The 12,238-nt window shown below is 43.5% G+C and carries 10 protein-coding genes; 7 read left to right on the top strand and 3 right to left on the bottom strand.

What is annotated here, in order from left to right; all coding sequences use genetic code 11:
* Positions 1–150 precede the first annotated feature (150 nt).
* From B3V51_RS10415 to gluQRS, 3 genes are all read left to right on the top strand, one after another.
* Entirely contained in the window at positions 151–993 is an 843-nt protein-coding gene (locus tag B3V51_RS10415; RefSeq protein ID WP_071002795.1) for a metallophosphoesterase, read from the top strand.
* Between the two features lie 472 nt (positions 994–1,465).
* Positions 1,466–1,903 (top strand): RNA polymerase-binding protein DksA, encoded by a 438-nt coding sequence (dksA, locus tag B3V51_RS10410; protein ID WP_071002794.1) that lies wholly within the window; start codon positions 1,466–1,468, stop codon positions 1,901–1,903.
* Positions 1,904–2,143: 240 nt separating this feature from the next.
* Positions 2,144–3,124 carry a tRNA glutamyl-Q(34) synthetase GluQRS gene (gene gluQRS, locus B3V51_RS10405; RefSeq protein WP_379542900.1) on the top strand — a complete coding sequence of 327 codons (981 nt, stop codon included), beginning with the start codon at positions 2,144–2,146 and terminating at the stop codon, positions 3,122–3,124.
* Positions 3,125–3,231: 107 nt separating this feature from the next.
* Here the strand turns inward: gluQRS and ftsW are convergent, their stop codons facing one another.
* Positions 3,232–4,428, bottom strand: coding sequence for a putative lipid II flippase FtsW (gene ftsW, locus B3V51_RS10400; protein ID WP_186474963.1), 1,197 nt, complete (start codon positions 4,426–4,428; stop codon positions 3,232–3,234).
* A gap of 288 nt (positions 4,429–4,716) precedes the next feature.
* Positions 4,717–6,153, bottom strand: coding sequence for a UDP-N-acetylmuramoyl-L-alanine--D-glutamate ligase (gene murD / locus B3V51_RS10395; RefSeq protein ID WP_093070146.1), 1,437 nt, complete (start codon positions 6,151–6,153; stop codon positions 4,717–4,719).
* A gap of 668 nt (positions 6,154–6,821) precedes the next feature.
* Here murD and B3V51_RS10390 point away from each other — a divergent pair.
* The 4 genes from B3V51_RS10390 to B3V51_RS10375 all read left to right on the top strand — a co-directional run bounded on the left by B3V51_RS10390 (position 6,822) and on the right by B3V51_RS10375 (position 11,517).
* The gene (locus B3V51_RS10390; RefSeq protein ID WP_093070144.1) at positions 6,822–8,321 is read left to right on the top strand and encodes a SulP family inorganic anion transporter; all 1,500 of its coding nucleotides are present in this window, start codon (positions 6,822–6,824) and stop codon (positions 8,319–8,321) included.
* A gap of 171 nt (positions 8,322–8,492) precedes the next feature.
* Complete coding sequence (locus B3V51_RS10385) at positions 8,493–9,347, top strand: universal stress protein (protein WP_286708371.1); 855 nt, start codon at positions 8,493–8,495, stop codon at positions 9,345–9,347.
* Between the two features lie 462 nt (positions 9,348–9,809).
* Positions 9,810–10,148, top strand: coding sequence for a P-II family nitrogen regulator (locus tag B3V51_RS10380; protein WP_010197981.1), 339 nt, complete (start codon positions 9,810–9,812; stop codon positions 10,146–10,148).
* A 106-nt stretch (positions 10,149–10,254) separates the two neighbouring features.
* Positions 10,255–11,517 (top strand): ammonium transporter, encoded by a 1,263-nt coding sequence (locus tag B3V51_RS10375; protein ID WP_286708370.1) that lies wholly within the window; start codon positions 10,255–10,257, stop codon positions 11,515–11,517.
* Positions 11,518–11,713: 196 nt separating this feature from the next.
* On the opposite strand, the gene B3V51_RS10370 is transcribed toward B3V51_RS10375, so the two are convergent.
* A complete protein-coding gene (locus B3V51_RS10370) occupies positions 11,714–12,097 on the bottom strand; it encodes a DUF2147 domain-containing protein (protein WP_058023491.1) in 384 nt (127 codons plus the stop codon).
* Positions 12,098–12,238 lie beyond the last annotated feature (141 nt).

The following is a 12,238-nucleotide window of genomic DNA, read 5'->3' as shown; positions in this document are numbered from 1 at the left end:
TTTGTGCTTTGTCTGGAACAATTTTAGCGATCAGCAGTGCTTTTTTGAGAATGTTCAACACGCCCTAATATAATTTTGAAAATAGTAGATCATTTATCCATATTCGTTCTCACAATGACCATTGTTTTGATTCGATAAGGGACCGACCCAATGCCGAACTATCCCGTCAATAAAATCAGCACGTCCGATGAACAGATAAATATTTTACAAATCACTGATTTGCATCTATCTACGCCTGTCGCTGCTGATACTGACAGTAGTCATGTCAATGAAGTGGGTGATTGTCAGCGTAATTTTGAAGCTGTACTGCAGCAAGCACTGAGTGAAGATATTCGCTGTGATTTGATTATCGTGACTGGCGATCTGGTCAGTAAAGTAAAGCCCGCCACCTATGACCATATTTTTGCCGTACTACAGGCAACTCAAATTCCTTTTGTATGTATCGCTGGCAATCACGATGTGACTGATGAGAATGGTGAAGACTTGCCGTTTTTTCAGCGGACACTCATTGCCCAGCCTGCTGACTCACGCTTACTCAGTCGGCACATCATTGAGAGTGATCACTGGCAGCTACTGTTATTAGACTCGTCTATCACAGGGAAAGTGGCAGGTGAGATAACCACTACAGATATTGATTGGTTATGCAAACGGCTTGAGGCATGTGATAAGCCTGCGCTTATCGCCCTACACCATCACCTCATCCCAGTAGATTCTGACTGGATTGACACCCATATGGCGCAAAACGCTGAAACTTTTTGGGAGTATATGGCGCCTTTTGAGCATTTACAGGTAATCATTAGCGGTCATACTCACCAAGAGCAGATTCGTCATCGTCAAGGTGTGACTGTTTATAGCACACCATCTACCTGCTATCAATTTAAACCTTATTCGCATGATTTTGCTTACGATGAAGCTTGCTTGCCTGGTTACCGCTGGTTGCAATTAGCCAACAATGGAAAGGTTGCAAGCTGGATTGAAAGACTGGATACTTAATGCCCATATTTATTGGTGCATAAAATAGCTATAGCGCTTACACGTCAAGGATTTAGCACCTATTAACTGAAGTGGCACTAGAGAGTAGATTAAGCAAAAATGAGATCAGGATAAAAAATAACTTCATTATTATTAAAAACAATGATACAACTTGTAAAATGAAGCGAAATGACCTGATATCTCACATTAGTCAGCAATATAGTAGCTAAAATCGTTTTTCACAGTCAGTCATTTACCACATGATTGCAGCCATGCTATTGAACGAAAATTTTGCATCGCAGTATACCTAAGCAATGGTGTGTCGATACCGATAGACCAGCATAACGATATTATTTGATCAGCTGTGTTACTTGTGTTACCAAGTGGTAAAACGTTTGATAAAAGGACAAATTATAGCGTTTGTAAAACTGATAACGTCTTGTCTTTTGATACGTCGTTTTATTGAATTAATTTGAAAAAGTAGGATACCTATATGAGCACCGTGACCACAAATCCAAGTGAAGTCAAGTTTACTCCTTATGTGCCAGCCCCAGACGAAGAGTATATGTCTGATGCACAGTTAGAGCATTTTAAGGCGATTTTGTTGGAATGGAAAAACCAACTGATTGGCGAAGCGGATCGTACCAAAAGCTACATCCAAGACGAATCAAGCGCCATGCCTGATATCAATGATCGTGCCACTCAAGAAGAAGAGTTTGCCCTTGCTTTACGCACACGTGACCGTGAACGCAAACTTATCCGCAAAATCGACAAATCCATATTGGAAATCGAAAATGATGACTATGGATTTTGTGAAACTTGTGGCGTAGAAATCGGTTTGCGCCGTCTAGAAGCACGTCCAACCGCAACCCAATGTATCGACTGCAAGACCTTGTCTGAGATTAAAGAACGCCAAAACCAAGGCGCTTAAATCAGATAGAACTAAGATGACTGTAAAACAAAGCGACCCTATGAGTGGTCGCTTTTTGCATTTTAGACGACCGTTTAGATGACTGCCTCTTCACGCAAACGCTCCCCCTACTCTGTGTTGAGTAGAGGGAGCGTTGGTGAAATGTTGCCTTTGCTCACGAAACAATCTCATTTAATAAATATCTTTTGGACCTGATTTTTATTATTCTATCTGTATTATTTTTATCGATAGCCATTTATTGTGAAAACTATTCCTACTGATACGCCATCTCACACCAAATCATCCCAGCCTATTGGCCGCTTTGCCCCTTCACCAACGGGTGAGTTGCACCTTGGTTCTTTGACCACGGCACTTGCAAGCTTTTGCCATATCAAATCGCTCGGTGGACAGTGGCTGCTGCGTATCGAAGATACCGACACCGAGCGCTGTGATAGACAGTTTACTGAACAGATTTTGATGGACTTAGAGGTGCTTGGGTTGCACTGGGACGGTGATGTCATTTATCAGTCTGAACGTATTGATATTTATAACGAATACTTGTCTTCATCGTTACGCCCATTGACCTACGGCTGCCAGTGCTCACGCAAATACCTAGAGCAATATTGGGCGCAAGAGGAAATTAATAGACATCACAATAATGCTAACTTAACACAACCATGCAATCAAACGCAGCCAAACAGACAGCGTTACCCACGACGCTGTGTTGCATCTGGCCTTGATAGGCAACAGCATAAATTACGTATACAGCTGCCAGACTATAAAATTGGCTTTCACGATGGTATCCAAGGACTGCAATGGGACAATCCGCAGCAGACACTAGGAGATATGGTGGCTCGTCGTCAAGACGGTATGATCAATTATATACTGGCAGCCAGCATTGATGACGGCCTACAACAGGTAACTCATATCATGCGTGGTTTGGACATTTTACCCATGACCACAGCACAGATCAGTATCATGCAGGCGGCACAACTGCCAACCATCGACCATTGGTATCATTTACCATTAATCAATAATGCTGACGGTCAAAAGCTCTCTAAGCAAAATCTTGCGCAGCCAATTGATACCTCAGACCCAAGCCGTCTCATTACTCATGGATTAGAGCTACTCCAGCAACCAAAGGTCGATATCGACACACCAGCCAATATGCTCAAGCAAGCAATTGCTCAATGGGACAATACGCCGCTACGAGGGAAGCAGCAGTTGAATTCGCCTTATTGAAGATAACTAAAAAGCAACTCACAAAAAAAATAGATAGCAAAAAGCGCCACTGTTTGCGGCGCTTTTTTAGTGCTTGATCATAGAATGTATAGACTAATTTAAACTTTTTAGTAGTAGCGGCATTGGCTCTTTTCAATCTCAGGACTTTCTTTATATATTTTTAATAATAAAGCCACCATCATCAAGCTAATCAACATTGAAGAACCGCCATAACTAAAGAATGGCATGGTGAGACCTTTGGTAGGAATGGCACCCATGTTCATCGCCGCATTAATAATCGTCTGCGCAATAAACACCACACCGATACCGAACGCGGTATAGCTCATGCGCATTTGGCGACGTTTTAGCGCGTTGTAACTGATACGCATCGCACTACCGATAATCAATGCTTCAAGTATCAATACCATACTGACACCAACAAAACCCAATTCTTCACCCGTAATCGCCAATAAAAAGTCAGTATGCGCCTCAGGCAAATGCGACAGTTTTTGCACGCTTTCGCCATAACCAACCCCGGTAAACTGTCCACGGCCAAAAGCAATCAGACTACGTGCCAGCTGATAATCGGTATCCTGCACATCATCAAACGGATCCATGAACGACATCACACGTACCAATCGATACTCTGCCGTGGTCACCATCAACACTGCGCCACCAACGGCTGCCGCACCCAATGCTAAGAAATGCTTATAAGGTGCTCCAGCGATATAAAAAATCGCAAATAGCGTCCCCAAAATAACGACAAAAGAACCAAAATCTGGCTGCGACAATAGCAGTATCGTTATCAGTACCACCACTAGCATAATGCGTAAAAAGCCGTCTAGGCCATTACGAACCTCAAAAGAGCGGCGCACCACAAAATCAGAGACAAACACAATCATGACAAGCTTAGCCAACTCGGCTACCTGAAAGTTAAAGCCTCCCAGCGTGAGCCAGCGCTTAGAGCCGTTAATGGGTGTACTAAACAGCGTTGCCACCAGCAAAATACCAGTAATACCCAACAAAAGAAACTGCGTTTCAGTCTTATATAGCGTCCGTAACGACACACCATAATAAGGGATAATGGCGACGATTAACCCAATCGTCATGTAAAGTAGCTGATTATTGAAAAAATACAGCTCCGTCATACCGCGACTGAGCGCAAAAGGAATAGAAGCAGAAGCCACCATCAGCAGACTAAGTACCATCATGCAACCTACGCTCGATAGTAAAATTGCGCGCGCTGATGGCATAGAAAGCACACCATCTGAGCCAGAGGCTTGCTTGGTTTTGGGCGAAGAACGAAAAAAAGAAGAGAGCGCCATAATTTTATATACACTAACAAACGAAAAAACACGGCGTCTATGAAACGCCACCGTTTAAAAAATCATAAAGTAAATCTTACTAGATAGACGATGATAAAAACCCTCAATCATCAAAAAATGCTTGAGCAATCATTTATCTAGCAACCAGAGTCATTACGATCGACAGTAGCAGCAATTTATAAGCAAAACAATCATTTATACGAGAAATGCTGCTTTGGTTAATAAGTAACTCACATGCTACTACACTATCTAAGCTAATCTGTTCGAGCCCATAGCCATTTAAAACTTTTAACTGATAATCGTGCTATCTGATTGTGCCGTGTCTAACTGAGCAACCAATCGACTGAAATGCTCACCGCGAGCCGCATAACCACTGTATTGATCAAAACTGGCACAGGCAGGTGACAACAATACCGCTTGCACTTGCGATAGGCTGCTGGCAGTGACTTGCTGAATAGTGACAAAGGCGTTTTCTAATGTTTGGCATTGATGCAATGCCACATCGTCGCTTAATTTCGTTGCGCGTAAATGCTGCTCAATCTGCTTGCCATCCTCACCAATAAACAGCACTTGGCTGACATACTGATTGATAAAGGGCGTCAACTCGCCAAACTGCTGACCTTTACCTTGCCCGCCCAAAATCAATAATAGCTTACCATCTTTTGGTGCATAGACCGCGCCTAGCCCTTCGATAGCAGCCATGGTCGAGCCAATATTGGTGCCTTTAGAATCATCAAAATAGTCGATATTAGCAAAGCTCCCTATATACTGGCAGCGATGCTCAAGACCTGTGAATTGCTGTAACGTTTCGAGCATACTCTCAAGGGGCAAACCTGCAAGCTCACCGAGCGCTAAAGCTGCTTGCGCGTTTAGCAGATTATGACGTCCTTTCATCAACAGTTTGTCTGCGGACAGTAACCTTTCTGTACCACGCGCAATAAATGTTTGACCTTCCCCATCTGTTATCAGGCCGTACTGTCCTTTGTCAGGCGCATGGATGCCAGTACTGATCCTTGGCAGATTGTCTGCAACCAATGGACGGGTGAGTGCATCCTCACGGTTGATGACGACGGACTTAGCGCCTTGGAAAATACGATGTTTGGCCTGATGGTAGCCCAGCATATCACCATGGCGATCGAGATGATCTGGTGACATATTGAGGACAGTGGCAACCTTTGCCCCCAAATTTGTGACGGTTTCTAGTTGAAAGCTAGATAGTTCTAGCACCGCCAGCTCCATGTTCGTATTATCCAGCAAAGTGAGTGCTGGTATCCCTATGTTGCCGCCTACACCCACATTGATACCAGCGTCTGCTGCCATTTGCCCAACTAAGGTGGTCACGGTGCTTTTGGCATTGGAGCCTGTGATCGCCACGATCGGCACCGTACAAGCCTCACAAAAAAGCTGAATGTCGCTGACGACGGGAATATTTGCGTGACGAGCTGCTGCAATGGCAGGTGTGTCAAGCGAGATACCAGGACTGATAATAATGCGGGCAGCTTGCTGCAATAATTCTGCGTCAATGGTACCAAACTGACGAACCTCAATCTCATCTGGCAATTGTGCTGCCAGTGTAGGCGCGACCTGTGCATCTGTTACCGCCACTTGATAGCCTTGTTTGGCAAGATAATGCGCGACCGATAACCCAGACTGTCCCAAACCAACCACGACCTGTAGACCATTACCCTTGTGGATCAAGGTTTCTGTTGCGTTATGAGCGGTCATATCTATTCCTTCTATTGAACGAGCGAGATGTCATCAAGCACACTGATGCGGATAGCGACTCCAAATGACACCGTCGAGATGACAAGCATCATAACGGTATCGTTCAGATTTCGGTACTGATTTTTTATGTGTTTGTGCTATTATTCGCCTATTTTTATATTCAGTGGCTAATGCTATAATAGCTAACTTAATTGATGCGTGACACTGCTATATGATAAAGCAGTTCACCCAAGCATTTTAGTTTATCATGTTGTCACATTAATCGCGCTATTGTCACGTCTCTTTAGCAATGATTCATGTGTTACAACGAGATGTCAGACCCGCATTCTTTTCTGGCAGATTATTGATTACCCTCTACTGCAGCAAGTGATTGCTGATTCTATGTCTTACGATAGGTCTTTTTTATAGCCTATTTTAAGCAATCTGGTTCAAACCATATTTTAGGTAGTTTTATTGCTCTTATCATCTTTTTGAATATTGATGAGCGTATTTGTGATACCAAAAAAATCAGTAGACATACTTATGATTGACCTTTCACATTCCAACACGGCAACATGACCTGTGCATGTTGACGTAAAAGAAAAATGAATAGCTATTTTTAGTGACACGATCATTTTATAAATGAGTAATGATTACTTTTTTTGCCTCTAACCCTATGTAGTTTACTTATGATATCTTTTGTTGATAACTTGCGTGACGAGTGGTTCTCCAACGTTCGCGGTGACGTTTTATCGGGCTTGGTTGTCGCCTTGGCGCTTATTCCAGAAGCCATTGCTTTCTCTATTATCGCAGGTGTGGATCCAAAAGTCGGCCTATATGCCTCATTCTGTATCGCTGTGGTGATCAGTTTTGTCGGTGGTCGTCCAGGTATGATTTCGGCAGCAACGGGTGCTATGGCCTTAGTCATGGTTGATTTGGTTGCCGATCATGGTTTGCGGTATTTACTGGCTGCGACCTTATTGTGCGGCGTCATTCAGGTCGTCATGGGCATCCTAAAGCTTGGTAATTTGATGCGCTTTGTCTCGCGCTCAGTCGTCATTGGCTTTGTCAACGCACTGGCAATATTGATATTCGCCGCCCAGTTACCAGAATTAAATCCCATGACTGAGCGTGTCGGTATGACGGTATATATCATGACAGCTGTGGGTTTGGCAATTATTTATCTGTTTCCACTTATCCCTAAAATAGGCCGTGTGATTCCCTCTCCATTGATTTGTATCGTTGGTTTGACAGCGGTCGCCATGTATATGAATCTTGATATTCGTAACGTCGGTAACATGGGTGATTTGCCAGATTCGTTGCCTGTGTTTTTATTGCCTGATATTCCATTGAACCTAAATACATTGTTGATTATTGCTCCTTATTCTATTGCGCTTGCCATTGTGGGTTTATTAGAGTCTATGATGACTGCGACGATTGTCGATGAGCTGACCGATACGCCAAGTGATAAGAACAAAGAATGCCGTGGTCAAGGCATAGCTAACGTGGTGTCAGGTTTCTTCGGTGGTATGGCAGGCTGTGCGATGATTGGTCAGTCAATGATTAATGTAAAATCCGGTGGACGCACGCGCCTTTCTACCTTGATCGCAGGTGTAGTACTGCTTATCATGGTGGTGTTTTTGAGTGAATGGGTCAGCCAAATCCCAATGGCAGCCCTCGTTGCTGTCATGATTATGGTATCGATTGGCACGTTTAACTGGCAATCTATTCGCGAATTCAAAACCCATCCGATGTCATTCAATATAGTGATGCTAGCGACGGTATTGACCACTGTCTTTACGCACAACTTAGCTTATGGCGTTGGTGTTGGCGTGTTGCTATCTGCCTTAGCATTTGCCAATAAGATTGGTCAGTTCTTAACCATATTCAGTGAGTACGATGATAGTAGCAATACCCGTTATTATTATGTTCAAGGACAGGTATTCTTTGCCTCTACGACACAGTTTTTGAATAGCTTTGATACCAAAGAAGCGGTAGACAGCATTCAAATTGACGTCAGCAATGCACATTTTTGGGACATCAGTGCTGTTGATACCTTGGACAAGCTGGTCATGCGCTTGCAACGTGAAGGTATTAATGTCAAAGTGGTAGGACTCAACAATGCGAGTCGAACACTGATTGACCGCTTCTCTATTCACGATCGCCGAGATATTGGCTTATTAGATTAAGCAAATCTACGTCTAACTTGTCATTGATGTATGGCAAGGTTGTATGGCAAGGTTTTGTGAATCGATGGATAAATAGACAGCTGCGTTGGTCAAAAGAGTTGGGTATGTACGTGATGCCTTAGCCCTACGCTGAGTGGCTGATTTTGATGATTAGAATGATGTGGCCGTTTTATGAGTAACTTAAAACCAGATAGTGTCATTGCTTGCTTGGACTGTCCTGATCATGTTCAAGCTGTATTAGAGGCCAGCATGTGGGCTTCTATTCGCTTGCGCGCGCCTGTAGGACTGCTACATTCAGTCCCAAGCTTACAGCAAAAAGCTGCAATCAATTATTCTGGTTGTCTCAATATCGATGATGAAAATGCCTTGCTTGAGCAGTTCACAACCAAAGAGCATTTGGGCAACTGTGAACTAAAAGCACAGGGCAGACTATTACTGTCTCAAGCTACCACGTATTGCGAGCAAAAGCCTCATAAGCTTAAAACTTATACCTTGCATCGTCATGAAAACCTGAACCAGAGTATCGATTACGTCGATGACAAGGCACAATTGATCGTCATCGGTCATCATGTCACGTGCAAATCGACATTAGGACAACTGATTAGAGTCAGCCACTGCCCCATTTTGGTGACACATGCACCATTTTTGCCCCCTACTACCGCTTTGTTTGCTTTTGACAACAGTCCAACATGCCATAAGTTACTTAATTGGTTGTGTAAGACCCCGCTCGTGCGTGCCTTGACCATTCATATTGTCATGATCGGTAAAGAAACCTCTGATAACTGTGACGCCCTACGTGAAGCATACGCGAAGCTCAAGCAAGCAGGTATCAAATCTAAAAAAACATTATTAGACTGCCGTGATGTTGCGGCGGCTTTAAATTACTACCAAAACCAAAACGATATCGGCCTACTCATAACAGGCGCGTTTGGCCAATCGCGTTTACGTGAGTTGCTACAAGGCAGCGATACTAAGAAGTTATTAGGCAGCACCAAAACACCATACCTCCTTTTTCCTAAGGCTTAAGCATCGTTTTATCTACACACATAGCCTATCTATATAAGCGCAGAGCACCAATGACTCTTTTGGTCTCTGCCGCTTACCGCGACCTCTCCTCTATTTAGCTTTAATCAGCTGTCATCAAACGTTCATTTTATTACTAAACTCAAGTTAGCAAATCGTCACATGAAATAAAGGGATAGCCTCCCCAAGCACCTAAAAAGTTGGTTATAATAAAGTTTTCATTAACCAAACGCTAAAGGTTGATTCGCTTTTACTATGTTTATAATGATGGCTCTCATCATTACATCGTCACCCATATACGCTGTTGCAACCGCGGTTATTTTTGAATAAATAAACCCAATTCTACCTCCCCCTTGAGTAGGTTGGCACAGTTCTTGAATAACTTATCGTAAGCAAAGCAGAGATACGACGATGCACCATAATGCCTCTATCAATCTGCGGCATCACACAAATAAGGAATTTTTTATGAAGCTAATCACTGCGATCTTAAAACCGTTTAAGCTCGACGATGTGCGTGAAGCGCTTTCTGACATCGGTGTTAAAGGTGTTACCGTCACTGAAGTCAAAGGTTTCGGTCGTCAAAAAGGTCACACAGAGCTCTATCGCGGCGCAGAATACGTGGTGGACTTTTTACCTAAGGTAAAAGTCGAAGTCGCTGTGATCGATGAGATGGTCGAACCTGCTATTGAAGCAATCACTCGTATCGCTAGCACTGGCAAGATTGGTGACGGCAAAATCTTCGTCACTGCGCTTGAGCAAGTCATTCGTATCCGTACGGGCGAAACCGGACCTGATGCTATCTAGATTTGAGGCCATATCTATAAACATCGATTTATAGAGAAAGGCTCTTACTGCATTTTTATCTATCGGTCATACCGATATCTATATTGTAAATTCAAGGGGAATTTAAATGGAAAGTCAAATCTTTGAGCTCCAGTATGCGCTCGATACGTTTTACTTTTTGATCTGTGGGGCGTTGGTCATGTGGATGGCAGCTGGCTTCACTATGTTAGAGGCCGGATTGGTCCGATCAAAAAACACGGTCGAAATCTTAACTAAGAATGTCGCGCTATTTGCGACCGCCTGTACTATGTATATGATCTGCGGCTACGCTATTATGTATGGCGGCGAGCTATTTTTAAGCGGAATTGCAGGCGGCGACACCTTGGTAGAAGACGCGTTAGCAGCCTCTGCCGAAAATGGCTTTAGTGGTGACTCTGTCTACTCTGCAGCCTCAGATTTTTTCTTCCAAGTTGTCTTTGTAGCAACCTGTATGTCCATCGTTTCAGGTGCTGTTGCTGAGCGTATGAAGCTATGGGCTTTCTTATTATTTGCTGTTGTCATGACTGGTGTTATCTATCCATTAGAAGGCAGTTGGACTTGGGGCGGCAACGATGTCTTTGGGTTATTTAACCTAGGTGACATGGGCTTCTCTGACTTTGCAGGCTCTGGTATCGTCCATATGGCGGGTGCTGCTGCTGCTCTAGCGGGTGTATTACTCCTAGGACCCCGTAAAGGTAAATACGGTCCTAAAGGTGAGATACGTGCGATTCCTGGCGCCAATCTTCCACTTGCGGCGCTTGGTACATTGATCCTATGGATGGGTTGGTTTGGCTTTAACGGTGGCTCAGTACTAAAACTTGGCGATATCGCCAGTGCCAACTCTGTTGCCATGGTCTTTTTGAATACCAATGCTGCTGCTGCTGGCGGTGCTGTAGGCGCTCTGTTAATCGCTCGTATCATCTTTGGTAAAGCGGATCTAACCATGCTCCTAAACGGTGCATTAGCCGGCCTAGTCGCCATTACTGCAGAGCCATCAACCCCTTCTGCGCTACAAGCCACTCTTTTCGGTGTTGCCGCTGGTGTCATCGTCGTATTATCAATCTTAGCGTTAGATAAAATCAAAATTGATGATCCAGTGGGTGCAATCTCAGTTCATGGCGTGGTTGGTCTGTTTGGTCTACTAATCGTACCAATTACCAATCCAGCATCTACCTTTATCGGTCAGATTGCAGGCGCTGCGACCATCTTTGCTTGGGTATTTGTTGCAAGCTTCATCGTTTGGGTCATCATCAAAGCTGTCATCGGTATCCGTATCTCTGAAGAAGATGAGTACGAAGGTGCTGATATTGCAGAGTGTGGTATGGAAGCTTATCCAGAATTTATCAGATAAGACCTCTTAATAGTCTAAACCCTATCGTTCGATACGCTGATACTACTTACCGTAGTGTCAGCGTTTATTATTTTATTGAGTAACCTCCCCTTACTGACACAATAAAATGTAAAACATAAAAAATCCCGCAGTACCTTTCGGTAGTGCGGGATTTTATCTATTAAGTACAGATCTGATAAAAAACTACTTGATCGACTTATTTCTTTTTCCACTCTTGGCTACGAGAGAATGGACCAATATAGCCTCTTAGCTTCAAAGTATTACCACTTAGATTTGCCGTCATACGATAATCTTTGCCTTTTTCAGGATCAGTAATCGTACCACCGCTGTATTTACCGCCACCATCAGATTTTAGACCTCTAATAATGGTCGTGCCTATATGCTTTTTGCCTTTGGCTGAATTAGTAGCAATGAGCGTACCTGTCAGTACCCCATTTGACTCAGTAATTTTTACCGTACCTTTTGGCTTGCCTTCATCATATGTCTGCCAAGTCGTATTGGCTAATGGGTCAGCAGCAAATGCCATACTAGCAATACCAATACCAGCAACGGCTAACGTGGTTTTTGTAAATAACTTCATAGATTGACTCCCTTCATACAATGATTGCTCGAAACATTATGTTTCTGATCTCCTATGCTTATCCTTTGCTAGAATCTTTTATTACAAGCTTTGCGATTCCCTACTTATAAAGCGTAGGTTATCGATATTGCTCATAACTCT

Source organism: Psychrobacter sp. UBA2514, from assembly GCF_002341255.1.
GTDB classification, from domain to species: domain Bacteria; phylum Pseudomonadota; class Gammaproteobacteria; order Pseudomonadales; family Moraxellaceae; genus Psychrobacter; species Psychrobacter pacificensis.
Note: the sequence above shows the minus strand (reverse complement) of the source record. Positions and strands in the feature narration are given on the sequence as shown.